Source organism: Methanotorris igneus Kol 5 (assembly GCF_000214415.1).
GTDB lineage: Archaea > AGJL01 > Methanococci > Methanococcales > Methanococcaceae > Methanotorris > Methanotorris igneus.
The window spans coordinates 414,534-440,720 of record NC_015562.1; the positions used below are offsets into that span (position 1 = coordinate 414,534).

Sequence of the window (26,187 nt, forward strand, 5' to 3'; positions counted from 1 at the left end):
TTGAACGGCTATAAAGTGTGGTGGTTATGGAACTTCCAAAGGGTTGTCAATACTGCATTAGAGGAGAGAAGTTAGTTTTATTTGTTACTGGTTTGTGTAATCAAAACTGCTACTACTGCCCACTATCTGAAAAAAGAAAGGGTAAAGACGTGATTTATGCCAATGAAAGACAAATAACATCTATTGAAGAGGCTATAGAGGAGGCATACCTTTGTAGTAGTAAGGGTGTGGGGATAACTGGAGGAAACCCACTCCTAAGGATAAATAGGACGTGTGAATACTTGAAAGCATTAAAGAACGAGTTTGGGGAAAAATTCCATGCCCATCTCTATACAACTCCCGACTTAATAGATAGAGAGAAATTAGAAAAATTGCAAGATGCTGGATTAGATGAAATTAGGCTACATCCAACAAAAATATTCAACGAAATCGGAGCGAAGCAGAAAGCTGCATCCACTGCAACCGAAGGTTGCAGGGAAGTTGAATATGAATATTCAACTAAATCCGAAGGATTTTGTTCAAATGCTGATGAGAAATATTACAACCTCCTATTGGATAAGTTAAAACTCTGCATGGAATATATAGAAGATGTTGGAGTTGAAATCCCATCTATTCCAAACATGGAAAAGGAAATCTTAAATCTTGCATATAAGTTGGATGAAATAGGAGTTAAGTTTTTAAACATTAATGAGTTGGAGTTTTCGGAAACCACTTATGAAACCTTAATCGCAAAAGGGTTTGAGGTTAAGGATGATATATCTTCAGCTATTAAGGGTAGTGAAGAAACTGCCCTATATGTGTCTGAAAACTTTAAAGGAAACATGATAATTAATTACTGTCCATCTTCATTAAAGGACAACATCCAGTTGAGGAATAGACTCATAAACAGGGCAAAAAACGTGGCAAAAGATTATGAGGTTATAACAGATGAGGGTTTGTTGCTTAGGGGAATTATGATATTTGATAATGAAGAAGATTTGGAAGAGATAGCAGAGATTTTAAGAGATAATGAAGTTGAATTTGAAATTGTTGAAAATAAAATCTATCTAAATCCGTTTGTATTGGAGGATTTAATAGAGGAGATGAAAAGGGCAAGATATGAAATTAAATTCAGTGCATATATCTCCGAGGTGTATCCAACAGCTGATGCATTGGAAGTTGAGAGAATACCATTAGTTACTAAAAAGTTGAGGTTTAGAAGGAGAAGAAAATTATAGTCAGTGACAAAACTTTCTGAATTGAATAAGGAAGATTAGACTACCTTCCTAATGGAAGGCAGTCGTTTTTATAGCCGTTCTACAATTAAATAAAATCACTCCGTGATTTTATAGCATTTCGAGTGAAACGAGAAAATTTAAAACCTCTGGTTTTAAATCTTCGCTTCGCTCCGATTAAACGAAAATCTTCGGTTTTCGTAGCTCTTCGCTCTTTCGGAGCTCCGATTTAATAACATCTAACATAACTCTAATTTAAATTGGAGTTTTGTTAAATTTGCTTAAAAATTGAAATTTTAAGATTATGGACAGTACACTATATTCCGTAGAACGGCTATACCTTGTATCATTTTAATACCTTTTGTCACTGACTGTATCCTTCCTTAAAATTTGAAATAACCTGCACAACCCTTAAAATTTATTGCAGCTATATCCATCGAACTGAAGGTTCGAGCAACGAAAACTCCATAGGAGTTTTCACCTAAAATCCTAACGCACACGGCTGTAATTTCGTTGAGGTTTTTAGCCACTTATAACGCAAACAACTATACAAAAAACCTTTATATACCCCTAATTTAAAAATAAGCCTACAATAAATTAAATTATATATTTTTATTTTAATTTTCAGAATTTTAAATTTTTGAAGGGGGGTGGGTATAATGGAGCCACTTTCATATTATGTTGAGAGAGCTGTAGAAGTATTAAAGAATATCGAAGAGCCAGATAAAGAAACAATAGAGAACTTGAAAAACCGTGCATTTATTGGTAATGGAAATGCATTCCAAGTGGCTAAATATTATGCAAATAAATTGAATGGTTATGCAATAGAACCAACATACTATAAATCATTAAAAAAGGATGAGAGGGTTTGCGTAATCTCTGCATCTGGGAGTAAAGATTCTATAGAAATTTGTAAATACTTTGATGATGTCGTGTTGATAACATGCAATAAAGATGCTCCAGCAAAAGAGTACGCAAAAGAAACTATTGTCCTTCCATCAGTAAAAGAACCTCCATTTTATAATGTATCAACATATTCAGCAATGATTTATTGGATTGATAGACAAGATTACAAATTTAGAGAAGATGGATTTTTAAAATATTTACTTAGAAAACCAAGTATAATATTTATAGGAGATGAACTAACATATCCTATAGCATGTATGTGTGCATTAAAGGTTAGAGAGATATTTGGTAAACTTTCTGCGGGTTTAAGTGATATGGAAGCATATCACGGATGGTTTTTACATGATAACGATGATGAAGCAGTAATTTGCTTAAATACCAATTTTGATTTGGTTAATAATTACAAGATTGTCGGCACACCTTTAGAATTGTTATTGACCATATATTATAACATAGGATTTTTACAAGAGGAGCTTGAAATAAACGATTACAAATACGACATGGTATTGAAAAAGAAGGGTTGGAAAATCTAATGGGGGATAGTAATGATAAAAAAAGCGATAGTTCCTGTAGCTGGTTTTGGAACGAGGTTATTACCAATAACAAAGGCTCAGCCAAAAGAAATGCTTCCTGTTGTTGGGAAGCCAATAATTCAGTATGTTGTTGAGCATTTAATTGATGCAGGGATTAAAAATATACTAATGGTAACTGGTAAAGGAAAGCAGGCGATTGTAAATCACTTTGATAAAAATTTCGAACTTGAGGAAAGATTAAGAAGAGATGGGAAAATAAGTTTGTTAAATACTGTTAGGGAGATAGATAATTTAGCAAATATATTCTATGTGAGACAGAAAGAGCAGAAAGGGTTAGGAGATGCCATCTTATGCGGAGAGGGGTTTGTTGGAGACGAATACTTCATAGCAATGGTCGGAGATACTATATACTCTGAAAATGTAGTTAAAGACTTAATTAAAGTTCATGAAAAATATGGATGTTCAGTTATTGCATTGGAGAGAGTCCCAATGGAAGAGGTCTATAAATATGGAGTTATAAAAGGAGAAGAGATTGAAGATGGCATATACAAGATAACAGACATGGTAGAAAAGCCTCCAGTAGATAAGGCACCATCAAACTTAATAATTACTGGGGCTTATTTATTATCTCCAAAGATATTTGAGTGTCTAAAAAGAACTCCTCCAGGAAGAGGAGGGGAAATACAGATAACTGATGCTATGAAATTACTGCTGAAAGAGGAAGAAATATTAGGCGTTGAAATTAAATGCAGGAGATATGATATTGGAGATTTGTTGGGATGGTTAAAGGCAAATGTAGAGTTGGGTATTGAAAATGTAGATGGGTTTAAAGAATATCTAAAAGATTTCACAGGAAAGTTGTAGTCCATTAGAACTTTTTCATTTATTCAATCACAATAAATTTTTTAAAGAACAATAAATCATGGAAATTCCAAATAAGGTCTATTTATGCTTTTAATTTTATTGAAGTTTTTAATCATATTAGGGCAAAATAAGGTGGGATTATTAGTATAGGAGTCATTATTGGGTTATTAACAGCACTATTTTTTGGTATTGGAACATTTTTGGCAAAAATAGTATGTGAAAAAGATCCCATATTTCAGTGGATAGTGGTTAATATCGTGGGTATAATATTATGTATTGCCATCCTTGCAAAATATCATCAGAAACTGCAGGTTTTTGAGTGGAAGATATTACTATATGCAGTATCTTCAGCGATAATGATTGTATTAGGTTCTCTCCTTTTATACTATGGATTGTATAAAGGTAAGGCGAGCATAGTAGTTCCACTATCATCAATAGGCCCAGCTATAACGGTAATTTTGGCAGTAATATTTTTAAAAGAGCAACTGACAACCAATCAAATAATGGGTATATTTTTAATACTTCTTGGAATAATCCTAATCTCAATAAACCAAGGATAAAATCCTTAAAAATAAGGAATATTCCTTATAATTAATTAAATTTTAATTATAATATTTTTAATAGTTAAATAATTAATTAATGATTAAAGTTGTTGCATTAAAGCATATTTCTTTGCCCCCTGAGCCCCAATTTGCAATTTTAGAGCTTTTATTAACTCGTTCACATCCTCAATAGTTTCCGCATTTTCCAAGGCTTCCTTGAACATGTCCCTTTTTGAAGGTTCAACAAGTTCTATTAAGTATTCAACAGTGCTTACAAGTTCAATATATTTACTATCTCTTTTAAGTTGTGCTTGAACTTCATCAAGAACTTGCTTTATTTTTTCTGATACCATTACCTCACCTCCACAGACAAAATTATAAATAGTTCCAACAAAGAAATCACAATTAGTTTTTGTATTTAGTATTTTTTTATTTTTTCCAATTAGAATAAATCCATTTGAGATTTATTCTTGATAGCGGCTATTTATAAAGGATAAGTATAGTAATTTTTGATATAAATACTATTCGGAATATAGTCATTTGCAGAATTCATGCCAGCCATTCGGCCATAATAAATTACAGCCAAATTCTCAAATAAAGCATAGGCCATAATTTTAATTATGTTTTAAACCATTTATAACGCAAATAACCCTATAAAAATTACAAAAAATTGATTGGTGGTACTCATGGCAATCTTAGGACTCGTGGGGAAACCTAACGTAGGAAAATCAACTATGTTTAATGCAATGACAGAGAAAGTTGTTGATATAGCAAATTATCCTTTCACAACTATCGATCCAAATATAGGAACATCCTATGTAATAACAGACTGCCCATGTAAAGAATTGGGAGTAAAATGCAACCCACAAAATTCCAAATGCATTGATGGAAAAAGATATATTCCAGTAGAGATTATTGACGTTGCTGGGCTTGTTCCAGGAGCGCACGAAGGAAAAGGTATGGGAAATAAGTTTTTGGATGATTTGAGGCAGGCAGATGCATTTATACTTGTTGTAGATGCAAGCGGAAAAACTGACTTAGAGGGAAATCCAACAGAAAACCACGACCCAGTTGAGGATGTTAAATTTTTGCTTAATGAGATAGATATGTGGATTTATGGGATATTAACCAAAAATTGGGAGAAATTGGCGAGAAGAGCCCAGCAAGAAAAAAATATCGTCAAAGTTCTTGCAAACCAGTTGAGCGGTTTAAATATTACTGAGGATGATGTAAAAGTGGCGATAAGGGACTTAGATGAAAGCCCAATAAAATGGACGGATGAGGATTTATTAAGTTTGGCAAAAAAATTGAGAAAAATATCAAAACCAATGATAATAGCAGCAAACAAGGCAGATCATCCTGATGCAAAGGAAAATATTGAAAGGTTAAAGAAAGAATTTAAAGATTACATAGTTATTCCAACATCCGCTGAGATAGAACTTGCTTTAAGGAAAGCAGAAAAGGCAGGTTTGATAAAATATGATGGGAAAGATTTTGAAATAGTAGATGAGAACAAATTAAATGAACAGCAGAAAAATGCCTTTACCTATATAAAAGAATTCTTAAAAACCTATGGTGGAACAGGAGTTCAAGAATGCATAAATAGGGCTTATTTTGATTTGCTCGATATGATTGTTGTTTATCCAGTTGAAGATGAGAATAAGTTTTGCGATAAGAAGGGGAATATTTTGCCAGATGCGTTTTTGGTTAAAAAAGGAACTACTGCAAAAGAATTGGCATATAAAATACACACTGAGATTGGGGAGAAGTTTATTTATGCTGTTGATGCAAGGAAAAAGATGAGAATTGGGGCAGATTATGAGTTAAAGCATGGTGATATAATTAAGATTGTTTCTGCTGCATGATCATGTATATTTTTATAGTTTAATATTGTTTAAATCGAGTATTAAATAAATTGAAATGGATTATGGTTTTATTGTGTCTCAATAGCAAAGTCATGCACTGTATAACTCCGTTAAGTATATAATATTTAGTAAACATAATAATTATGTGCAAAATTTTTGCACGTTTAAGCACATATAAATTTTTGGGGTGTACTTCCCAAATTCAAACAATAAATAATATAAGCTCGATGGATTGACAGTAAATTTATTGATGATTGATGTTTGTTTAATTATATATGCAGCACTTACCTAACTTCAAATTTAAACTAATTTGCCAATAAATTTAAGTAAATTTAGGTGAAAAGATGCTTTTAGTTGTCAAAGATTTGTATCTTAAGAGAGGAGACCGAATGATATTGAAAGGATTAAACTTAGAAATTGAAGAAAATGAAATTCACGCTGTTGTGGGGCCAAATGGGGCTGGAAAGTCAACTTTATCCTACACTTTAATGGGTTGTAGTGGCTATGAGCCAGTAAAAGGGGAAATTATATTTAAGGGGATAAATATTGTCGATAAATCAATAACCGAAAGGGCAAGAATGGGAATGACTTTAGCATGGCAAGAACCAGCAAGATTTGAGGGGATTACAGTTAAACAATACTTATCCCTTGGAATGAAAGAATACGATGAGGAAAAGATATACAAAGCATTGGAATTTGTTAACCTATGCCCTGATACCTATTTAAATAGATTCGTTGATGACAGTTTAAGTGGTGGAGAAAGGAAAAGAATTGAATTAGCTTCAATTTTGTGTATGGAACCTGATTTGGCAATTTTAGATGAGCCTGATAGTGGGATTGATATTGTCTCTTTGGATGAAATAACAAAACTCTTTAAGCATTTAAAGAAAAATGGTTCATCAGTTTTAGTAATCACTCACAGAGAGGAGATTACAAACTGTGCTGATAAGGCATCATTGCTTTGCGATGGAAGGGTCATTAAAACTGGAGATCCAAAAGAGGTTGGGGAGTATTACAAAAGAGAATGTGGAAAATGTCTGGTAAAAGTACCATCAATAAAAAAAGAGGTTGAGGAAGACAATAACGAATAAACAATATTGTAAACAATATAAACAATTATAAAAAATTAAAAATTAAACAAAAATTAAATTAAAGAAAATTTTTGAATTTAGGTGAAATTATGGACAAAGACCTTAAAGAAATTTTAGAGGCGTATAAATTAACTAATGGGAATCCAGAGGAACTCATTCATGGAAAAGGACCAAGAATGATAGTTAAAGAAAATAAAATTTTGGGAGTTAAGGATGCTGAGGGGATCATATTAGATGGAAAAGTAGTAGATGGGAAAATTGTAGCAAAGATTATTGTAAAAGAGGGGTATAAGTTCGACACTCCTATGCATATGTGCTTTGGAGTTACAGAGGAGGAAGCAGAGCAGATAGTTGATGTCGAGATAATTTTGGAGGACAACAGTGAGATAACTTTAATGTCTCATTGTTCATTCCCAAGAGCAAAGAATGTAAAGCACATAATGGATGGAAAAATAACAGTTGGAAAAAATGCAAAATTTGTATATAAAGAAGTTCATTTCCATGGAGAAGAAGGGGGAGTTTTGGTAAAACCAACAGTAAAAGCAACTGTTAAAGAAGGGGGCGTTTATATATCTGAATTAACCTTAACAAAAGGTAGGATAGGGTTCTTAGAGATTAATGCCGATATAGATGTGGAGAAAAATGGTGTTGTGGACATAACAACAAAAACCTATGCAGTGAAAGATGACAAAGTTATAATCAACGAAACTGTAAAATTGAATGAAGAAGGAGGAAAATGTATAATAAAAAGTAGGGGAGCAGCGAAAGATAACTCAGAGGTCGTATTGAAATTAAAAATAGAAGGTAATGCTCCTTACTGTAAGGGACACATAGATTGTGCAGAAGTTATTAAAGGGGATGCAATAGTTGAATCTATTCCAATTGTTGTTGTTAGGGACGATAGAGCAAGAATTACACACGAGGCAGCAATTGGTAGCGTAGATAAAAAGCAAGTAGAGACTTTGATGGCGAAAGGATTGGATGAAGATGAGGCAACGGAGATTATAGTTAAAGGAATGATTGGGGAATAATTTAATTTCTTTTTTTTGAGTAACGTTAAAAAGATTTAGGGGTTGATAAAAGAGTTATAAGCGGAAAATGTTATTACTTATCCTTTTCTTTTGCATTTTTTCTTTTTTCTCTCTTATCATAGGTATCCTATAAATCCTACCACACTCTAAGCATGTTATAACGACATGTGGATAACGTCTACTCTTAACTCTAACCCTTGCATTTTTTCCATACACCAATAAAGTATTGCATTTCCTACAGATTCTTCTCTTCCATTTTTTTGGAAATCTAACTCTAACTTTCATTGCTATTCTTCTTGCTAATGATACGTACCTCTTTACTCTTTTCCAATTGCCTTTTTTTGCTTCTTCTTCTGCGAGGTTCATTAATATCTCTATCCTTTCAAGTGCTATTTTTTTTGCTCTTTTAAGCATTCTTCTATATTTCATATTTTCACACAATAATTATCATTTTTTCAAAAATTTTATTAAAAATTCTCTAAACTACAACTTCGAGTTAATTAATTAAAAAAGGACACGATATAGTCGTTTGTGGAATTTATAGTCAATGACAAAACTTTTAAAATTATAAAATTAACTAAGGAATATCTGATTGTCTCCCTAATGGGAGACAACCTTATTATTGGCATCTTCTCGGAATAATTAATTTTTTAACCATGCTAACAATTTCTTTAGCAATCTCTGATTTTTTACCCTTAATTTTTTTGATAGTATTGTCTTTACTTATAGCGATAACTTCATTATAGTCATCCCCAAAGTAATGCTTTGATAAATCGTTTGCTATTATCATATCTAAACCATATTTTTTCATCCTATCTTTTGCTTTTTTTATTAGCTCTTCTTCTTCTATCCCATATTCTGCCTTGAATCCAATTATTATCTTATCTTTAAATTCTTTTCGCAATTCTTCCAATACTTTTGGATTTCTTTTTAGTTTTATTGTCAATTCCTCATTTTCAGAACTTATTTTTTTATCTGATGTACTCTCTGGTTTGTAATCGGAGATTGCCGCACATGAGATAATAATGTCCGCGTCCTTTCCAATCTCCAAAGCCTTATTGAGCATCTCCTCTGCAGTTAAAACTTTATGCGTCTTTATATAATATGGGGGCGTTAAGCCGAGTGCGTTTATAACTTCAACATCAAAACCTTCCCTGCAGAATGCCTCTGCCAATGCAACTCCAGTTTTTCCAGAGGAGAGATTGCTTATCACCCTAACTTTATCAATAAACTCTGCAGTTCCCCCATTTAATATTAAAACTTTCTTATCCATTTTATTTCCAATTTTTTCAATAACAAATCCTACAACATCCTCTATTGATGCCACTTTTGCCTTTTCTTCCTCCATTTTTGGAGAAATGAAATAGACGTTTTCCTTTGATTTTAATTTTTCAATGTGTTCTTTTATCGCATTGAGCATATTTTCATGCATTGCTGGGACAATAAATAATGGCTTTTTTTCCAAAAACATCATTGCAGTTGTATTTACAATATTATCCGCAATGTTTAACGCTATCTTACTTATAATGTTGGCTGTTGCGGGATATATAATCATCGCATCACACTCATCATACAAAGCAACATGCTCAATGTTTCCAGTTATTTCTTCCATAACCTCATTACCGCACCCAAATGTCAGTGCATCTTTGCCAATTATTTTTTTAGTCTCTTCGGTAATGATGCAATAAACCTCAGCCCCATGCCTTATAAGTTCCCTCATCAACTTTGGTGTCTCTATCGCTGCAATTGAAGATGTAACTCCAACCACAATTTTTTTATTTTCTAAAAGTTTTGATTTTGTTCCCTTTAATTTTTTTGTTGGATGGATGTTAATCACCTTGAAATTTTTTGGCAAAATCCAAAGGATTTTGCTTTATTATAAATATTTTATCGCATAATAGGTAGTCAATGAATGCGGCTTTATAATGCCATTAATAACATCATAAAACAAAATCTCATTTTCAATTAATATCTTTAAAGCATCAAATATCTCATCCCCAACATCTTCACTTTTTATTTTTATTTTATCGCTAAATAACTTTAATATTTTTAGAATATCTTCTTTTTTATTTGGGTTTGTTCTCATGATGTGCCTAATTCTCTCTTCTTCAATATTTATCCAATTTTTTATAGTTTCTTTAACAGAGACGCCTAACTGTTTATTTGATTTTAATAATTCAATCTCATAAGGTAAAGAGATATAATTTATTGCATAATTTATTTCTTCTTCATTGAATTTTTCTTCTTTTAATATTTTTTCAATAGTTTCTTTTTCTAACCAGTCAATTAAATAATATTCTGATGCTTTTGCCAGGGATGAGTTGTTGTGAATCTCATTTATGAATAAAGAGTCAGAAGTTAAGCAAATAACGTGGCATAAATGTCTAACTTTTGTTAAATGAACAAATAAATTAAAGAGCTCATTTAATAGTGACTTGCTACCATTAAAGTAAATACTTTTTAATTTTTGTAGTTCATCAATTATCAATATTGGCCTTTTTCCTTCTTCAACAACTGCATTTATATCTTCATTTATCTTTGCAAAAACATTATTTAAAGAGACGTTATTAAAATCGAAGTTTTCCTCGACTCCAAACTTGAATATTTTTAAGTCTATTTCTAATTTATTATATAGATATTTTTTATCCCCCTTTTCAAAAAATATATTCAAAAACTCTTCCTTTGTTGGAGTTGCGTATTTTCTTAAATCATAATAAAAGAAAACCAAATCATCCCTATCTTTAAATTCTTCTATTACTTTAAGCATTACTGTTGATTTCCCTGATGATTTAGGTCCATAGACAAATAAAATAGAATTTGGGATTAATTGGCAGTAAGTTTTTAAATAATTCAGTTCTCTTTCTCTATCATAAAATTTAATTTGCATTTCAACCACCAAAAATTACAATTTGACTCGCATAAAAACCGCCAAATACTTTATTTAAGTTTAAATCCAGCTCTAATTTTTATTTTTTTATCATTCTCTTACAATAAGGACACATCATCTTTTTTCCAACATATTTAAACTCTTTATTACAAAATGGGCATTTGTAGGTTTTTGTTTTTAATGCATCTAAATCTATTGTAACATATTTGCTTATGTCCAACTCTTCAATATTATTTAGCATGATATCCCTACGTGCCTATTTTATTGGACTCAAAGATGCCTTTGAAACTTTCATCAAAAATCAAAGATTTTTGCAGCCAAACCTTTAATGGTTTGGTTTCATCCAGACTGATAGAATGCCTCCACTTCTTCGGTATTCTCCCAGATTAATTATTGTTTTATTATAGTTGTTTGCTAATTTTTTGCACGGATTTAGATGCAACCAAATTATACGGCAAAACTTTGTTTTGCCATTTATTTTTTAAAAGGACGATAAATCAATTGTAAAATTCCAAATAAAGGTTAATTACTTCTATAATTTAATGAAGTTTTCATTCATTTATAAGGCATACAACTATATTTTACTATTCATGATTTAGGTTCCTATTTTAATTGGCTCAGAGATATCTTTTATGATTCTAATTGCTGAGTATGCGGCAAGTGCAGATGTTTTAGGGTTTTCTTCACATGGAACATTTTCAATAAGTACCTTCAATGTCCCTATAGAACTTTTAACAAAAATCTCATGGTTGTTTGTTTTTGCATTTGGGTCTGCTACTATTATAACCTTTGCTGGAAATTCTGATGCTATGGAGAGCATAACGGACACATTTATGTTTGATGGGAATTGCTTTATTGCATCAAATACATCTCCTTCAAAAACAACCGTAGGTTCTTTTATAGCATCAGCATCAATTCCTTTATCTTTTAATGCTTCCTTTAAACCCTCAACAGGTTTTGTTGTTTTTAATACAACTTCCTCAATTTTTCCAAATGTAAGGGACTTGATAGCATCAATTCCAGCAATAGCACCAGATGGTAAGTATATCTTTCTACCCTTATCTTTTGCAAGATTGTAGAGTTTTAAAAATAACTCCTTATCCACAAAAGCACCTACACTCATAACTAAGACATCTTTGTTGTTGGATAATGCCTTTGTAGCAACCTCTTCAACAGCTTTAATTGATGCTGCCTCAACGACCAAATCAATATCCTTTTTAACTAACTCATCTATGCTATCGCAAACATCCGCATTTGTAATCTTGCTTAATTTTTCTGCTTTGTGTCTATTTTTGTCATAATATGCTACTACCTTTGCATTACTTACTTTTTTTCTTGCGATGGCTTTTGAAATGAATGTGGCTATTGCTCCGCAACCTACAATACCTATTTTTAACATCATATCACTACGTTTATTTTTAATACTTTGTAAATTAAATTATGAGCTATTAAATTATGGACTGAGGACTAAATTAAATTTTTGATAATAATATTGATAATAAATTTTTGATAATTTTGATAATTGGTAATTTATAGTAAAATAATTATGGTAAACAATACAAAAATATGTATCATTTAATGACAAAAAATAATGATGATAAATTAAATTCATTAACACACTATAATATCTATTCTTTCTGTTTTATAGTTGCCTTACCTTTTTCAGCGTTTGGTGTTTTAACTAACATTTTTGCTGGAGGTTTTATTAATATTATGTTCCCTATTGATGTAATTAAACTGTATGGCAGAACTATTTTTTTATCAACATCCCCAACCAAATCTCTTAAACATCCATTTGATACATCAGATACTACAATTCCACTAATTGCAGATTTTTCTGTATCAAGGATAGCATCATATACTTTACCCACGTATCTTGCAGTCGTTGTGTATATTTGCTTATCTAATATATCGCTGATTTTAATAGCCATTAATAATCCCTCCAAATTTAGAACTATGGGCTTCAAAAATATAAAAACATAAACTTACAAAACTAACGAATCTTTTTATTTTTATGAGAGTAATAATATTTAAATGCAACGCTTTCATGAGTTGTTTGCATTAGATATTAGATATACCTCGAGAAATTTCATGAAGTTTTGGGTATTATTTTAAATTTAAGTAAGGTCGTATCTACTTTGAAATTTTATAAAATTTTATGTATGATGTATAAATAAATACAAAAATTTCACAAACATTGTTGCATTAGAGAGGTAATATAACCAATTTCAAAAAAATTTTGTATCATATTGCATTATATTAAAATTCTGCAGACAAGCATAATTCTCTAATTATAATTCTCTAATTTGGGTGTGAAAATATGGATATGTTAAATCTTGCCAAAAAAATCGTTGATAATATTGATAAAGGCGTTAAACCATTAATTGGATGGGAAAAATCTGATGAAATTGTTAAAATTGGTGCAGATGGAACTCCAACAAAAAGGATAGACTTAATTGCCGAGAACATTGCCTCAAATACAATAGAAAAACATTGTGGTGCAATATTAATAAGTGAGGAAATTGGAGTTAGTGTTATTGGGCATGATTTGGAGTATATCATTATTTTGGATCCAATAGACGGAACATACAACGCATTGAAAGACATCCCTATTTATTCAACATCTGTGGCAATAGGTAGAATAAGTGAGGAGTTAAAAAAGAAACTAAGTAATATGCAGAAGAAAGAAATAGCAAAATTCATAAAAAACCATACCATTAATGATTTGGAAGTTGGAGTTGTTAAAAATCTTTACACTGGGGATTTGTACTATGCAAAAAAAGGAGAGGGAGCATATTTATTAAAAAGTGGTGAAAAGGAGGAAAAGAGAATAACTGTCTCATCTATAAACAACCTAAAAGATGCATCTATAGGACTTTTTGTTTATGGATTGTCAAATAACATATTAGATTTCATTAAAGATAGGAAGGTTAGGAGGATTAGATTATTTGGTTCAATTGCTTTGGAGATGTGTTATGTTGCAAGGGGGGCATTAGATGCATTTATAAATATAAATGAAAACACTCGATTATGTGATATTGCAGGAGGGTATGTTATAGTTAAAGAGGCAGGTGGAGAAATAACTGATAAAAATGGAAAAGAACTTAATTTAAGATTAGATGTGAATGAAAGGACATCTTTAATTTGCTCAAATAAATTAATCCATAAAAAATTGGTAGGAATTTTTGGAAATAAATGGGCAATAAAACCAACAAAATTTGGTATAATAACGAGGAGGGATAAGGAGAGAGCTATTAAGTTAGGTATTAAAATTGTAAACTACCTAAATTCTAAGGGTATAAAATGTGCTGTAGAACCCCATTTGAAGAGAAGATTAACAAACATTGATGTCGAAGAAATAAATCCCAAAGACCCAAAATCCCTTTCCTCAATTTCACATGTAGTGTCCATTGGGGGAGATGGAACAGTTTTGAGAACATTGAAGTTGATAGATGGTAATGAAATTCCATTAATAAGTATAAATATGGGAACTGTTGGATTTTTAACGGAATTTGATGAGAAAGAGGCATTTAAAATCATCGACGATGTTATAAAGGGAGAATATGAAATCGAAAAACGAACAAGATTGGGGGGAAAAATCAAATTTAAGAATGGAAAAGAACTCAAAATATCTGGTGCTTTAAATGAGATAGTTTTAATTACCAAAAATCCCGCAAAGATGTTACACTTTGAAGTTTTTGTAAATGGAGACTTTGTAGAGGATGTTAGAGCAGATGGAATAATAATATCAACCCCGACTGGCTCAACTGCCTATTCTCTAAGTGCTGGAGGCCCTATTATAGAACCATTGGTGGATGGATTTGTTATAGTCCCAATATGCCCATTTAAGTTGTCATCAAGGCCTATTGTCGTGAATGGAAATTCCGAGATTAGGATAAAATTAGTTTCCCCTGGAAAACCTGCATTGGTTGTAGTGGATGGTGATGTTGAGGCTAAAATAGATGTTGGGGATGAAATAATATTAAAAAAATCAGATTCATATGCATATTTTGTCAAAGGAAGTAATTTCTACAATAAATTAAAAAAATTGTATTACTAATGTGGTATTTATAACTTAATTAGAATATTAATCTTTATTTGCTAAAAATATAAAAAACTATTTTTTATTTATATATAATTCGAACAGAAAAATTTATATAAGATAAATGTAAATAACTAATTTGGGTTGTGAGTGAATGGTATTATTACATTGCTTTTATTAAAGCATTAACCTATAGAATTCCTCAATTTTTGTATCTGAGCCTTATTTTGGCTATAATGTTGGAATTCTGTTTTATCATGGGCTATTTTAATTCAAAGGCTGGAATATAATTTTAATCCAAATAGTATCGTTTCATAATTTCCTTAATAATCGTAACAATCTATATGGGTTTTAGCTCATCAATTTAACACTATAGAGCAAAAATCGGATGTTTCTTTATTTTCCGATGTATTTCATAAATTATGAATTTTGACAATCTGGAGGGGAGTATATTGAGTGTGTGTTGATTAGAATGGTATTGATAATTTTCTACATTTTGGAATTAATTTTAAGAGTTAACGGGAGGTGGGAGTTCATGACAAATTTACACACAGAAACATTAAATGAACTTTGGGACACAAACAAGGAAGTTTATGAGATATTGAGGAATAGTGACAGTGTAGAAACTGCAAGAAAAAAACTCTATGATTATTTAATCAACCTTGAAAAGAAAATATACTACGGAGAAATAAATGTGCATCCATTGGAAAGAATAAACATGAAGGAGTGCATAAAAGTATTTAAAAACATATTAGCACCAAAAAATGAGGAATTGAGTGGTTTTAGTGCTTTGAGGTTGTTGTGGTTACTTGCAAATGAAAAGTTTTCGGAGATTGACGTTGAGGTAAGTGAGGGTTTCATAGAGGAATTTAAGCATTTATTTAAAGGAATAATTGGCAACTCTGGAATATATGATGGTAAAGAAGAGCCAATATTCTTAAAGTTGAGGGGAAGAGAAGCAGCAATAGTAAGGTCAGATGAGCTTGATAAACTCGCAGAGTATGCAAAGAAATTTATGGATAGGTATCCTTCTGGGTTATTAGAGGACGTAAAGAAAAAGAGAGAAGAAAATAAAAAAAGAATATTAGAATACTTTGGGGGTGATGAGGACGATTGGAATGATTGGAAGTGGCACCTTAAACATATTATAAAAGATAGTAAAACCCTTAGCGATTTAGTGAATTTGACGGAAGAGGAGATAAAAGCCATAGACCTTGCAGTAGAAAATCACATACCTTTTGGAGTAACTCCATACTATGCCTCATTGATGGACAAGGACGCAAGTAGGAAATACGACCATGCTATTAGAGCCCAAGTAATTCCTCCGTTAGATTATGTTGAAAAGATGATAGAGGCAAAAAACAATAGAAAGAATTTAGATTTTATGGGGGAAAGTGATACATCACCAATTGACTTGGTAACAAGAAGGTACCCAATGATTGCAATAGTAAAACCATACAACACATGTGCTCAAATTTGCGTTTATTGCCAGAGAAATTGGGAAATAAAAGAGGTTCTTGCAAAAGATGCACTTGCTCCAAAAAGTAAACTTGAGGAAGCAATAGATTGGTTCAGAAACCATGAATCAATAAAAGAAGTTCTTATAACCGGTGGAGATCCATTCATCCTTAACGACAAGTTTTTAGATAAAATATTGTCAGAATTTGCAGAGATGAAGCATATTGAGAGAATAAGGTTTGGAACAAGAATACCTGTTGTGTTACCACAGAGAGTAACTGACGATCTTGCGGAGATTCTCGAACAATACCACGAACCAGGTAGAAGAGAAATTGTTGTCTCAACACACGTTGAGCATGTTTATGAAGTAACTGAAGATTTAATGAATGCTGTCCAAAAGATAAGGAAGAAAGGTATTTGTGTATATAACCAAGAGGTATTCACAACAGAAAATAGTAGAAGATTTGAAACCGTTGCATTGAGAAGACTATTGAGGTTAATTGGAATAGAGCCATACTACACCTTCAACACAAAAGGAAAAGAAGAAACAAGAAAATATAGAGTTCCGATAGCAAGGTTGTTGCAAGAGCAAAAAGAAGAGGCAAGATTAACTCCAGGTGTAGAAAGAACAGATAAGCCAATATTTAATGTGCCAAGGTTAGGAAAGGTTAATTTAAATGCATGGCAAGACCATGAGGTAATAATGATAATGCCAAATGGTAGTAGAGTTTATGAATTCCACCCATGGGAAAAGAACATATCCCTCGCAAATACTTACATCTACACAGATGTGCCAATTTATGACTACTTGAAAGAATTGGAGAGAAGAGGGGAAAACTTAGAGGATTACAAAACTATTTGGTACTACTTCTAAATTCATGTTTAACTTAGTTTTTTATATTTTCATTACTATTTTGCACTGATTATAATAAATTAATGTTTATGAAAATTGACTTTTTAAATTAATTTAAATCAATTATTACCATCGAAATTCTGTCCAAGATACTTATCCAATAGCGGTAAAATTTTCCTCAATAATGATTTCTCACTAAATTGTGATAACTCTATTTTTGTATTAATAATTAAATAAAGAGGAATATTCCCTTTTGAAATGGATATTATATAAACATACCCATCTTTATCTTTGATACTAACCTTCACTATATCTTTTTTCATGAAGTTTTTTATGTATTGGTAGATTCCACTATATTTTGCTGCTAATTCCTCAGAATCGGCAAGAGTTGATGCAATTGGCAGCCCTTCTTCATTGGCAATAGTAATATCCAAGATATCATGTTCAAAAGCTATTTCGAGTAAGTCGTATTCTTTTGAGGCTTTTTTTTGTTCTGGAGCTATGTATGATTTTAGCTCTTTTAAACCCTCAATTATTTCTTCTTCTTCTTTGGCACGCTCCTCACGAATTTTGGATTTATTTAAGTTTTCAAATGTTTTCCATATTAGTATAACCCCCAAAAATCCTGATATTAAGGAGATTATGAATAAAATGTATCCCTCCATAGTAACACCTACTCAATTTTAATGACTATTTTTGAATCAAATTCATAATGGTACGCTTTTAAAGTATTATTAATTTTGTTTTCTATCTCTTTAGCATTTATATCCTTTTTTATAATTCCAAGTAATTTTTTTGTTTTTACGACTACTTCCCCCTCACACACAATTTTGCCATCATAATCACAATTAAGCCTTATATTTACGTCAACGTCCCTTACCCCATCCAATTCCTTAATGCTATTGTAAATCCTTTCTTTAATTTTGTATCTTAATTCTTCAAGTTCTGATTCTGAAGGAAAGGTTAATTCTCTTACCATATTTTCAACCCAATTTTCATCTGGAGGTTTTATATTTAAACGCTTTAACAACTCTTCACGAGAAAGATTTTCAAGTTCTGTATTTATATTTTCTTTCCTATCCTCATTTTGTTTTGATGATATTGGGGTTTCTCCAACATTTCCAAAATCTATTTTTTCTTCATTTTTAGTTACTTTTTCATATTTACTTTCTTCATATTTCTCTTTTTTCTTTTCATTTTCATCTTTCAATAATAAAGCCTTGGGATAAGCCTCTAAAATTATATCTACCTTAGTCGGTGAGTATTCATATACGTCAATAATTGCGTTTTCATCATCCAACAACTTTTTTAAATATGGACATGCATCAATACCCAAAAGCACACCTTTACTACATTCATAAATCCCAACTATCGGCTCATTATCTTTAAAGATAATATACCCCCTTTCATACTCGCTATCAACTTTCCTAAATACATCTACTAATGTGTAACCTTTTTTGAGGTAGTTTTTAAAATCTTTATTTACGTTCATTTTTATTAATTTTCCATCTGGGATATTCAATGCAATATGCAAGAATTCTACATCTTCTTTGTGTTCACTTATGGGTTTATTAAGAATTTCGTCACGTTTTTCTTCTTTTTCTTTGAATATATTTTTAGGGTCTGAGATAAAGATTTCTGGTTCTAACTCCTGCATCAAATTCAATTTTTCATCATCATATTCAAAAATTTCAACTAAATACCCACTATTCATTAACTTTTCAATTGATTCTTTAGCATCATGCCCAAAAAGTTCTTTGTCATAAGTGTAGTAGTAGCCAATGATTTTCCCATTTTTTATGAATATATACCCCTCTTCAAAGTTCCCATTCTTCTTTACAGAGATACGTAAATAACCTTTAAAATCCTGACTTAGAGTGTTAATGGCCTTATTGAAGTCGTTTTCTGTTCCTACAAACTTTCCTTCCACTACTCTTATCATAATGACCCCCACCAAAAATAAAAAAAGTTTTTTAAATTTATTTATTTTTTATGTCAAAAGAACTATAAAAATTTAGTCATTCTTTATGGCCACAACAAAATTATTATGCAAAATTTCAAATAAGTTTTAATTTCATTGAGAATTGTATCGGCTATATTAATGTTTTTGGTATATCATAGATGCTATTAAACCAGCAAATGCCCCAGCACCAAATCCATTATCAATATTAACAATTGCTAACCCTGGAGAACAAGAGTGGAGCATTGTAAGGATAGGAGTTATCTTTACTCCATAACCCACTGATGTTGGCACTCCAATAACAGGAACATCAACGAGAGATGTTACAAGAGAGGGTAAAGCCCCTTCCATACCTGCAACAACAATAATACAACAAACATCTTCTTCAATCATTTTTTTTAATGGTTTAAATAACCTATGGACTCCAGCAATCCCTACATCGTAGGATTTTATAACCTCACATCCCATAATCTCTGCTGTCTCTTTCGCCTCCTCTGCAACAGGTATGTCCGATGTTCCCGCTGCTAAAATGCCAATCTTTCCAATTTTTTCTATTTTATGTCCTTTTTTTATTAATGCAAAGGTTCTTGCAGTTTCATTTATCCTCAAATTAAAATTCTCCAAATCATATTTTTCCAATTCTTTTTTTAATGCATCAATATCTCTAACACGGGTAGCGAATGCAACGTTGTTCTTCTCTGCTAAACACACCATAATTTCTGCTAAATCTTTGATATTTTTACTCTCACCATATATTGCCTCTGGTATCCCTGTTCTATGCTTTCTATTTACATCTAATTTGCAAAATTCTCCTAACTCTTCAAAATAACTCAATTTCAATCTTTTTTCAGCTTCATCAATGTCAATTTCCCCATTTTTTAACTTTATCAAAATGTCTCTCATACAATTCACCGAATAATAATGTAAGTATTTAGCTAATATTAAGTTGTAAGTGATATTTTATATCTTTTTCCAAATTACACCTCTTTCTTCAAGGAATTTAATGTATCTTCTTTTATCATCCCCTCTCAAACCTTTCCAATCAAAGGCAGCATAATCAAACTCCTGCTTGTTAATCATCTGCTCAAGAACCCTATCAGATACTGACGCATATTTTGGAACTATATAACCAACATAATAACCATTTAAAGCCAAATTTGTAAATCTTGGGGCATAATGCCCCCCGCCAAACCCAATAATCTTATCTCCCTCTGCATATTCAGTATTCTTAATTTGGTCAATTGTATCCACTATACTCTTTGCAATAATCTCTCCTGCCTCTTTTATAACCCATTCTCTCTCAGAACTCCCAATCTCTACAAATACTGCTGGAGCGTTTAAATCTGAAGGTCCATGATGAACAACTTCAAAAGAAACATCGAAGATGCCTATTTTTTCTTTATATTGGTTGTTATATTTGAATATATTCCTTAATAAGAGGGTATTTAAAATAGGGTCGCATGGGCAGATTTCTTCTTTATTTCCGCCAAAACTATTATCTTCTGTTAAATTTCCTGGTGTGTGGACGGTTAATGTTGGTTTCCCACTTTCACTTCTATGCTTCGATAAAAAAATATATGCCTCTACCTTTGGTAAATCATCTTGTGTAATTTGAATTAGCTCCTTATCAATTTCAAAAACATCGAATCCATAATTTTCAATGCAGTTTTTTATATTTTGACTTGCCAAATCCTTTTTTGAAGAGATTAATAAATATTCCAAAGTAGTCCCTCCTTATGTTTATTAGCCGTTTTGCGTTATATAGTCGTTCTACGAAATATAGTACTGTTCATAATCTTAAAATTTCAATTTTTAAGTAATATTTTTTGTTATTATACATTCTTTCAACCTAAAAAGTTTTATTATTAACTATAAATTCAGATACTTGAATTATATACTACTCTTCAATAAAAAAATAATGACAATTATAGTTGTGTGCGTTGGAAGTTGAATATATGGGCAAAACCTAAAAGGTTTTGCCGTTCAAAACTGTTTAGTTTTTTGTGAGTATTTGTGAGTATATATATGTTTATGAGTTTTCGATATATTTATATAGAACTTTATAAAGATAAAAAGATAGATGGGTGGAGCTTGGGGTCATCTCGGAGCGAAGCGACGAGAACTATAGTTGTGTGCGTTGTAGTTTGGAAATATGCTGCTGATGAATTTTTAACGGCTGTAAGCCGTTTCAAATTTTAAGGTGGCTTATTACTATTTGAAATTTATTAAGGTATGAATAAGTTTAAAAAATTCCGCACACAACTATAAAAACCGTTAGGTTTTTATGTCCACGACAGGGGCAGAGACACTCTTGTGTGGCTGATGACGCCCAAGTCCAATATGGGTATTTACTCACCAATACTCATATTGGACAGACCCCATAATTTGCTTTTGATGATTTTTAAGATCTCCTCATGCGATTCATTAATACTCTTGTTTGTTGTATCAATAACAATAAAACCTTCTTTTTTTGCAAGTTTCAAATACTTGTTTTGAACCTTTTTTAAGAATTCTTCCTTCTCAAAAATTTCCTTTTCTTTTCCCAACCTTTTCATTCCCTCTTCAACATCAACAGTTAGCAACACAACAATATCTGGTTTCTTTGCAAATCTATTTATCTGCAAAATAAAATCTTCATCAACACCTTGGGATGTTTGGTAAGCAATGGATGAGTAAAGATACCTATCACAAACAACATGAGACTCTTTTAGCTTCTCCTCAATTAATTTTACATGCTCAACTCTATCAGCAGCAAACAACAATGCAAGAGTTTCTTTTTCACATTTTTTTTTCCCTTTTAAAATTTCTCTTATTAATCTCCCAATCTGCCCCTCTGTTGGTTCACAAGTATAGAATGCATTTAACTTTTTTGTCAACAACTTTGCCTGTGTTGTTTTTCCACTTCCATCTATACCCTCAAACACAATAAACATCCTCTTAAACATCTTCTCACCAAAAATTATATATTGCAGTAGTTAAATTATAATGATTAATCATTACAATTTAACAATTATGGTGGGATTATGCTCGATAATGTTGTTCTCATCGTTGCTTCAGCAGGGATTTTGTTGGCATCTATAAGATTGTGGAACGAGGAGGATAGAAAAAACATCCTCTATGCAAGATTGCACATTGCTGGTGTTATTGATATAGCATGTATAATCATCATGCTGATGATGAACCAGCCACTGTTGGCATTGGTTTATTTGATACTATGCCCATTTGCAGCCCACGCTATTGCTAATGCAAATTATTATGATAAATACAACAAAGAATAAAAATGTTGTGCGTATGAAAAGTTTTTAAATTTAATAATCTTATTCCAAAAGAAAAAATGAAAATTTACTTTTTTAGAGATTTAGAAATTAAATGATTTTTATTTTTTGGATTCTTTTATAGTTGTGTGCGTTAGAAGTTGAATATAGCAATAAATTTTGTGGGGCATTAAGCATTAATTTCAAAATTTAATTTAAAAGGAGATAAATAAGTATGAAAAATTCGCACAATTGTGGTCATATTCGTAGATACTGTACCCAAATTAAAATTAAAAAATTAAAATTTAATTAAGTTTGGATTATGATTAGAGACAATGTTTTTTACCTTTTTGGTTGTCGCTAAGAAAGCACTGCCCTTTAGGGCAGTGATGAATTAGGGGATGTGGGTGAGGCAAGCATAAGTTATATATAATCGAAATTTTAGTATATCATTTATTGCCCTCAGTCCACGTTATTAATGGGTGGGATTCGGGCGAAATCAAAAAAGATTTCGCTATCCGAAGCTAACGCTTCGGTTTCAAAAATCCCATCGCTGGGGGCGTTGTGTTGAGAGAAGGTATCCCCGAATCTCCTAAATGGAGATAGGGGTAGTGGCTTTGGCGGAGCCGGGGAGGGTGAGGTTTTTAACCTCCGCTCTCCCGAAACTCCGCCCTTTAAGGGCGGAGAACCGTCATAGTAACGGTGGTAATTTAAACTTTTTTTGCTTTTTAGTTGAATTTATTATTTTAATCATCTCTGCAAGTAAATTGGTGATCTTTTTTTCAGAAATTGGTGATAACACCTCATTTAATATAATTTCAAATTTTCTCGCTTCCACACCTGAGCATTCTGAGATATAATCCAAATCTATTTTTTCCCCTTTAAGATAAACTCCACAAACTCCGCAACATCCCACCACCTCATTGTCTATCATTATGGGCAACATATACTTACCAAATTTGGACCCACAAGATGTCACAATTATGGGTGGTAACTTATCTTCCTTAACTATAATTATATTCCTTGAAGCAAAATCTTCAGCAATTAGACGTTCATCGCTATTTAAAAATTTTTTTACCAATTCGTATGATACTTGATTTGCTTTTTGGCATATCTTATTACAATCTGTGCCTTTTATAATTGAACATATGGGATTGCATACATATGATGGGTAAATCATATTTCCCTCGGTATCATATGTTGTTATATTAAGCCCATATTCTTTCGCAATTCCAGAGAAAACTATTATATTTTCAATTGCGATCTTCTTTATTAGTTTTTCATAATTATCCATTTTTTCACCCTATATTGTGTAAAAAACAAAGATTTACTATAGTTTGTTATAATTATTTAACTATTGAAATTTATATAGATTTTGTGCTATTTTCGTATCATGTTTAAATATTATTTGTAAATATTCGCACAAAAAGATATATATACATTTAAATGCAAACTTTTAAAATGGAGGTGGATTTATGCTCCTAAAATCCGAGAAAGACTTTGATAACAATTTTGTAAATGAAATTATAGAAACTGGAAGAACCATTCTTGGGGAGGGGCATGTTGCTTCTTTTAAAGCATGTTATCAATGTGGAACATGCACTGGAAGTTGTCCAAGTGGTAGAATAACTGCCTTTAAAACAAGAAAGTTAATAAAATATGCCCAATTTGGGATGAGGAAGTTTGCTGTAGAAAGTGAGGATTTATGGATGTGCACAACATGCTATGAATGCTATGAAAGATGCCCAAGGGAAGTAAAAATCACAGATATAATCAAAGTGATTAGGAATATTGCAGCAAGGGAGGGGAGAATGGCAAAAGCCCATAGAATGACTGCATTGTATGTATTTAAAACCGGGCATGCTGTTCCAATTAATGAAGAAACAAGAAAAGCAAGGAAATCAATAGGGTTAAGTGAAGTTCCCCCAACAACGCACAAATATCCTGAAGTGTTGGAGGTTATAAGGGGGATTATGAAGGATATGAAATTTTGCGATATTGTGGGAATATGCACTGAGAGTATGGAATTAAAACCTGTTGAATGGAAAGATATGTCTGAATAGGTGGTTTTATGGAATTTGCTTTTTTCTTGGGATGTATTGCACCAAATAGATATCCAGGAATCGAGGCAGCAACAGTTAAGGCATTAAAAATGCTTGGCATAGAAGTAGTTGATATGGAGGGGGCGAGTTGTTGCCCAGCTCCAGGGGTTTTTGGATCCTTTGACTTAAAAACATGGCTTGCATTGGCGGCAAGGAATTTGTGCGTTGCAGAAGAGATGGGCATGGATATAATAACAATATGTAACGGATGCTATGGTTCATTGTTTGAGGCGAATCACATCCTTCAAGAAAACAAAGAAGCAAGGGACATGGTAAATAAAGTTTTATCAAAATATGGGCTGGAATATAAAGGAACTGTTAAAGTTAGACATCTTCCAGAAGTTCTCTACTATGATTTAGGTGTTGATGCAATAGCAGAGAGCGTAAAAAAGCCCCTCAATATAAATGTTGCAGTTCATTATGGTTGCCACTACTTAAAACCAACCGATATAAAACATTTGGAAGGTTCCGAAAGACCGAAGTCATTGGATGAACTTGTTGAAGCACTTGGGGCTAAGTCAATACCTTATAGGGATAAAAATATGTGCTGTGGAGCAGGAGGGGGTGTTAGAGCAAGAAACCTCGATGTTGCATTAGAAATGACCGACAACAAATTAAGAAATATGAAAGAGGCAGGAGCAGATTGTGTTACAGAAGTTTGCCCATTTTGCCACCTTCAATTTGATAGAGGGCAAATTGAAATAAAGGAGAAATTTGGTAAAGAATACAACATACCAGTAATCCACTATTCACAACTATTGGGATTGGCTATGGGCATGTCGCCAAAGGATGTTGCTTTGGACTTACATTTTATATCAACTGAACCATTAATCAAAAAACTTGGATTATAAAAAGGTGATAAAATGAAAAATGAGGTTTTCTTTGGAGAAGGAATGAAAACAGTCAAAGAGAAGTATCCAGATTTGTATGAGGCAATTGTTAAATTAAATGAGGCAGCATTTACTGGAAAAGTTTTAGATTACAAAACTCAGAAGTTAATTGCAATAGGAATTGTTGCCTCAAAATGTGATGAGGTTGCAACAGAAAGACAGATGAGAAGTGGAATGAAAGAACTCGGCATTACAAAAGAAGAGATTGCAGATGTCTTAAGAGTTGTTCTATTAACAAGTGGAATGCCTGCATTTACAAAAGCAATGAAAATTTTGGAAAAATTGTAATGGCATATGCCTCAATTAAATTATTTAGTTTTGAAAGGGGAGAGCTATGAATTATTTCTGTGGAATAAACAGAATGAAAGAAGGAACAGACTTTGAAAAAAAGCACACTCCATTCATAGAATGCCCAGAAGTTGTTAAAGCAGATGAATATTTTGAGGTTAAAGTAACAACTGGAATCCCACATCCTATGGAAGATGGACATTTTATCCAATGGATTGAGCTGTTTATGTCTGATATTTATTTGGCAAGAGTTGATTTTACCCAATTCATGAAACCAGAAATAGTATTTGTTGTAAAAGCCCCTTCAAAAGGGCATGATAAGTTCACTCTTAAAGCCCTTATGAGATGCAATTTACACGGCATTTGGGAATATGAAAAAGAAGTTAAGGTTGAATAAAATAATGAAT

Annotated in this window: 27 protein-coding genes; 14 read left to right on the plus strand and 13 right to left on the minus strand. The window is 31.9% G+C overall.

Annotated elements, in window-relative coordinates; translation table 11 throughout:
• The first annotated feature begins 26 nt into the window (after window positions 1-26).
• The 4 genes from METIG_RS01955 (at window position 27) to METIG_RS01970 (ending at window position 4,077) form a co-directional block, all read left to right on the plus strand.
• On the plus strand, window positions 27-1,217 hold the full coding sequence (locus tag METIG_RS01955; protein ID WP_048055490.1) for a radical SAM protein: 1,191 nt from the start codon (window positions 27-29) through the stop codon (window positions 1,215-1,217).
• A 656-nt stretch (window positions 1,218-1,873) separates the two neighbouring features.
• Window positions 1,874-2,653: a hypothetical protein gene (locus METIG_RS01960; RefSeq protein ID WP_013798564.1), complete on the plus strand. Its 780-nt coding sequence runs from the start codon at window positions 1,874-1,876 to the stop codon at window positions 2,651-2,653.
• 12 nt (window positions 2,654-2,665) lie between these two features.
• On the plus strand, window positions 2,666-3,517 hold the full coding sequence (gene galU / locus METIG_RS01965) for a UTP--glucose-1-phosphate uridylyltransferase GalU (RefSeq protein WP_013798565.1): 852 nt from the start codon (window positions 2,666-2,668) through the stop codon (window positions 3,515-3,517).
• 137 nt (window positions 3,518-3,654) lie between these two features.
• Window positions 3,655-4,077, plus strand: coding sequence for an EamA family transporter (locus tag METIG_RS01970; protein WP_013798566.1), 423 nt, complete (start codon window positions 3,655-3,657; stop codon window positions 4,075-4,077).
• An 83-nt stretch (window positions 4,078-4,160) separates the two neighbouring features.
• Here METIG_RS01970 and METIG_RS01975 read toward each other — a convergent pair whose 3' ends face one another.
• A complete protein-coding gene (locus METIG_RS01975) occupies window positions 4,161-4,412 on the minus strand; it encodes a hypothetical protein (protein ID WP_013798567.1) in 252 nt (83 codons plus the stop codon).
• Between the two features lie 333 nt (window positions 4,413-4,745).
• On the opposite strand from METIG_RS01975, the gene METIG_RS01980 reads away from it, so the two are divergent.
• The 3 genes from METIG_RS01980 (at window position 4,746) to METIG_RS01990 (ending at window position 8,046) form a co-directional block, all read left to right on the plus strand.
• Complete coding sequence (locus METIG_RS01980; protein WP_013798568.1) at window positions 4,746-5,924, plus strand: redox-regulated ATPase YchF; 1,179 nt, start codon at window positions 4,746-4,748, stop codon at window positions 5,922-5,924.
• 344 nt (window positions 5,925-6,268) lie between these two features.
• Window positions 6,269-7,015, plus strand: a complete 747-nt coding sequence (locus METIG_RS01985; protein WP_013798569.1) for an ABC transporter ATP-binding protein — start codon at window positions 6,269-6,271, stop codon at window positions 7,013-7,015.
• Between the two features lie 89 nt (window positions 7,016-7,104).
• Window positions 7,105-8,046, plus strand: coding sequence for a SufB/SufD family protein (locus tag METIG_RS01990; RefSeq protein ID WP_013798570.1), 942 nt, complete (start codon window positions 7,105-7,107; stop codon window positions 8,044-8,046).
• A 54-nt stretch (window positions 8,047-8,100) separates the two neighbouring features.
• On the opposite strand, the gene METIG_RS01995 is transcribed toward METIG_RS01990, so the two are convergent.
• From METIG_RS01995 to METIG_RS02015, 6 genes are all read right to left on the minus strand, one after another.
• Window positions 8,101-8,475 carry a ribonuclease P protein component 4 gene (locus METIG_RS01995; protein ID WP_013798571.1) on the minus strand — a complete coding sequence of 125 codons (375 nt, stop codon included), beginning with the start codon at window positions 8,473-8,475 and terminating at the stop codon, window positions 8,101-8,103.
• A gap of 190 nt (window positions 8,476-8,665) precedes the next feature.
• Complete coding sequence (coaBC, locus tag METIG_RS02000; RefSeq protein WP_048055642.1) at window positions 8,666-9,874, minus strand: bifunctional phosphopantothenoylcysteine decarboxylase/phosphopantothenate--cysteine ligase CoaBC; 1,209 nt, start codon at window positions 9,872-9,874, stop codon at window positions 8,666-8,668.
• Between the two features lie 48 nt (window positions 9,875-9,922).
• Window positions 9,923-10,933 carry an ATP-binding protein gene (locus tag METIG_RS02005; protein WP_013798573.1) on the minus strand — a complete coding sequence of 337 codons (1,011 nt, stop codon included), beginning with the start codon at window positions 10,931-10,933 and terminating at the stop codon, window positions 9,923-9,925.
• A 79-nt stretch (window positions 10,934-11,012) separates the two neighbouring features.
• Window positions 11,013-11,174, minus strand: a complete 162-nt coding sequence (locus METIG_RS09385; RefSeq protein WP_013798574.1) for a hypothetical protein — start codon at window positions 11,172-11,174, stop codon at window positions 11,013-11,015.
• 354 nt (window positions 11,175-11,528) lie between these two features.
• Window positions 11,529-12,332, minus strand: a complete 804-nt coding sequence (locus tag METIG_RS02010; RefSeq protein ID WP_013798575.1) for an aspartate dehydrogenase — start codon at window positions 12,330-12,332, stop codon at window positions 11,529-11,531.
• A 229-nt stretch (window positions 12,333-12,561) separates the two neighbouring features.
• Window positions 12,562-12,864, minus strand: a complete 303-nt coding sequence (locus METIG_RS02015; RefSeq protein WP_013798576.1) for a PRC-barrel domain-containing protein — start codon at window positions 12,862-12,864, stop codon at window positions 12,562-12,564.
• A gap of 389 nt (window positions 12,865-13,253) precedes the next feature.
• On the opposite strand from METIG_RS02015, the gene METIG_RS02020 reads away from it, so the two are divergent.
• Window positions 13,254-14,993 (plus strand): bifunctional NADP phosphatase/NAD kinase, encoded by a 1,740-nt coding sequence (locus METIG_RS02020; protein ID WP_013798577.1) that lies wholly within the window; start codon window positions 13,254-13,256, stop codon window positions 14,991-14,993.
• A gap of 517 nt (window positions 14,994-15,510) precedes the next feature.
• On the plus strand, window positions 15,511-17,307 hold the full coding sequence (locus METIG_RS02025; protein ID WP_013798578.1) for a KamA family radical SAM protein: 1,797 nt from the start codon (window positions 15,511-15,513) through the stop codon (window positions 17,305-17,307).
• A gap of 98 nt (window positions 17,308-17,405) precedes the next feature.
• Here the strand turns inward: METIG_RS02025 and METIG_RS02030 are convergent, their stop codons facing one another.
• From METIG_RS02030 to tmk, 5 genes are all read right to left on the minus strand, one after another.
• The gene (locus METIG_RS02030) at window positions 17,406-17,951 is read right to left on the minus strand and encodes a hypothetical protein (RefSeq protein ID WP_013798579.1); all 546 of its coding nucleotides are present in this window, start codon (window positions 17,949-17,951) and stop codon (window positions 17,406-17,408) included.
• An 8-nt stretch (window positions 17,952-17,959) separates the two neighbouring features.
• Window positions 17,960-19,228 (minus strand): DUF2226 domain-containing protein, encoded by a 1,269-nt coding sequence (locus tag METIG_RS02035; protein ID WP_013798580.1) that lies wholly within the window; start codon window positions 19,226-19,228, stop codon window positions 17,960-17,962.
• Window positions 19,229-19,384: 156 nt separating this feature from the next.
• Window positions 19,385-20,149 carry a nickel pincer cofactor biosynthesis protein LarB gene (larB, locus tag METIG_RS02040; RefSeq protein ID WP_013798581.1) on the minus strand — a complete coding sequence of 255 codons (765 nt, stop codon included), beginning with the start codon at window positions 20,147-20,149 and terminating at the stop codon, window positions 19,385-19,387.
• 57 nt (window positions 20,150-20,206) lie between these two features.
• Window positions 20,207-20,968 carry a D-aminoacyl-tRNA deacylase gene (locus tag METIG_RS02045; RefSeq protein ID WP_013798582.1) on the minus strand — a complete coding sequence of 254 codons (762 nt, stop codon included), beginning with the start codon at window positions 20,966-20,968 and terminating at the stop codon, window positions 20,207-20,209.
• A 626-nt stretch (window positions 20,969-21,594) separates the two neighbouring features.
• Window positions 21,595-22,191, minus strand: a complete 597-nt coding sequence (gene tmk / locus METIG_RS02050; protein WP_013798584.1) for a dTMP kinase — start codon at window positions 22,189-22,191, stop codon at window positions 21,595-21,597.
• A 78-nt stretch (window positions 22,192-22,269) separates the two neighbouring features.
• Between tmk and METIG_RS02055 the strand changes: the two genes are divergently transcribed.
• A complete protein-coding gene (locus METIG_RS02055) occupies window positions 22,270-22,524 on the plus strand; it encodes a cation:proton antiporter (RefSeq protein WP_013798585.1) in 255 nt (84 codons plus the stop codon).
• Between the two features lie 667 nt (window positions 22,525-23,191).
• Here the strand turns inward: METIG_RS02055 and METIG_RS02060 are convergent.
• Window positions 23,192-23,794 (minus strand): PocR ligand-binding domain-containing protein, encoded by a 603-nt coding sequence (locus tag METIG_RS02060; protein WP_013798586.1) that lies wholly within the window; start codon window positions 23,792-23,794, stop codon window positions 23,192-23,194.
• A gap of 181 nt (window positions 23,795-23,975) precedes the next feature.
• Between METIG_RS02060 and hdrC the strand changes: the two genes are divergently transcribed.
• From hdrC to METIG_RS02080, 4 genes are read left to right on the plus strand one after another with little or no spacing between them, the layout of a single operon-like run.
• Window positions 23,976-24,563 (plus strand): CoB--CoM heterodisulfide reductase subunit C, encoded by a 588-nt coding sequence (gene hdrC, locus METIG_RS02065; protein WP_013798587.1) that lies wholly within the window; start codon window positions 23,976-23,978, stop codon window positions 24,561-24,563.
• An 8-nt stretch (window positions 24,564-24,571) separates the two neighbouring features.
• The gene (hdrB, locus tag METIG_RS02070; protein ID WP_013798588.1) at window positions 24,572-25,453 is read left to right on the plus strand and encodes a CoB--CoM heterodisulfide reductase subunit B; all 882 of its coding nucleotides are present in this window, start codon (window positions 24,572-24,574) and stop codon (window positions 25,451-25,453) included.
• 12 nt (window positions 25,454-25,465) lie between these two features.
• Window positions 25,466-25,780 (plus strand): carboxymuconolactone decarboxylase family protein, encoded by a 315-nt coding sequence (locus METIG_RS02075; RefSeq protein WP_013798589.1) that lies wholly within the window; start codon window positions 25,466-25,468, stop codon window positions 25,778-25,780.
• 46 nt (window positions 25,781-25,826) lie between these two features.
• Window positions 25,827-26,177 (plus strand): class II SORL domain-containing protein, encoded by a 351-nt coding sequence (locus METIG_RS02080; protein WP_013798590.1) that lies wholly within the window; start codon window positions 25,827-25,829, stop codon window positions 26,175-26,177.
• The last annotated feature ends 10 nt before the right edge of the window (window positions 26,178-26,187 follow it).

Coding starts and splice junctions, on each gene's coding strand:
- METIG_RS02025 (WP_013798578.1), top strand. CDS start 15,511: ATGACAAATTTACACACAGAAACATTAAATGAACTTTGGGACACAAAC.
- METIG_RS01955 (WP_048055490.1), top strand. CDS start 27: ATGGAACTTCCAAAGGGTTGTCAATACTGCATTAGAGGAGAGAAGTTA.
- METIG_RS01990 (WP_013798570.1), top strand. CDS start 7,105: ATGGACAAAGACCTTAAAGAAATTTTAGAGGCGTATAAATTAACTAAT.
- METIG_RS01995 (WP_013798571.1), bottom strand. CDS start 8,475: ATGAAATATAGAAGAATGCTTAAAAGAGCAAAAAAAATAGCACTTGAA.
- METIG_RS01960 (WP_013798564.1), top strand. CDS start 1,874: ATGGAGCCACTTTCATATTATGTTGAGAGAGCTGTAGAAGTATTAAAG.
- METIG_RS02060 (WP_013798586.1), bottom strand. CDS start 23,794: ATGGATAATTATGAAAAACTAATAAAGAAGATCGCAATTGAAAATATA.
- METIG_RS02080 (WP_013798590.1), top strand. CDS start 25,827: ATGAATTATTTCTGTGGAATAAACAGAATGAAAGAAGGAACAGACTTT.
- METIG_RS01975 (WP_013798567.1), bottom strand. CDS start 4,412: ATGGTATCAGAAAAAATAAAGCAAGTTCTTGATGAAGTTCAAGCACAA.
- METIG_RS02035 (WP_013798580.1), bottom strand. CDS start 19,228: ATGATAAGAGTAGTGGAAGGAAAGTTTGTAGGAACAGAAAACGACTTC.
- hdrB (WP_013798588.1), top strand. CDS start 24,572: ATGGAATTTGCTTTTTTCTTGGGATGTATTGCACCAAATAGATATCCA.
- METIG_RS01985 (WP_013798569.1), top strand. CDS start 6,269: ATGCTTTTAGTTGTCAAAGATTTGTATCTTAAGAGAGGAGACCGAATG.
- METIG_RS01980 (WP_013798568.1), top strand. CDS start 4,746: ATGGCAATCTTAGGACTCGTGGGGAAACCTAACGTAGGAAAATCAACT.
- METIG_RS02015 (WP_013798576.1), bottom strand. CDS start 12,864: ATGGCTATTAAAATCAGCGATATATTAGATAAGCAAATATACACAACG.
- METIG_RS02030 (WP_013798579.1), bottom strand. CDS start 17,951: ATGGAGGGATACATTTTATTCATAATCTCCTTAATATCAGGATTTTTG.
- larB (WP_013798581.1), bottom strand. CDS start 20,149: ATGAGAGACATTTTGATAAAGTTAAAAAATGGGGAAATTGACATTGAT.
- METIG_RS02005 (WP_013798573.1), bottom strand. CDS start 10,933: ATGCAAATTAAATTTTATGATAGAGAAAGAGAACTGAATTATTTAAAA.
- METIG_RS02010 (WP_013798575.1), bottom strand. CDS start 12,332: ATGTTAAAAATAGGTATTGTAGGTTGCGGAGCAATAGCCACATTCATT.
- METIG_RS02020 (WP_013798577.1), top strand. CDS start 13,254: ATGGATATGTTAAATCTTGCCAAAAAAATCGTTGATAATATTGATAAA.
- hdrC (WP_013798587.1), top strand. CDS start 23,976: ATGCTCCTAAAATCCGAGAAAGACTTTGATAACAATTTTGTAAATGAA.
- METIG_RS09385 (WP_013798574.1), bottom strand. CDS start 11,174: ATGCTAAATAATATTGAAGAGTTGGACATAAGCAAATATGTTACAATA.
- tmk (WP_013798584.1), bottom strand. CDS start 22,191: ATGTTTAAGAGGATGTTTATTGTGTTTGAGGGTATAGATGGAAGTGGA.
- METIG_RS02055 (WP_013798585.1), top strand. CDS start 22,270: ATGCTCGATAATGTTGTTCTCATCGTTGCTTCAGCAGGGATTTTGTTG.
- galU (WP_013798565.1), top strand. CDS start 2,666: ATGATAAAAAAAGCGATAGTTCCTGTAGCTGGTTTTGGAACGAGGTTA.
- METIG_RS02075 (WP_013798589.1), top strand. CDS start 25,466: ATGAAAAATGAGGTTTTCTTTGGAGAAGGAATGAAAACAGTCAAAGAG.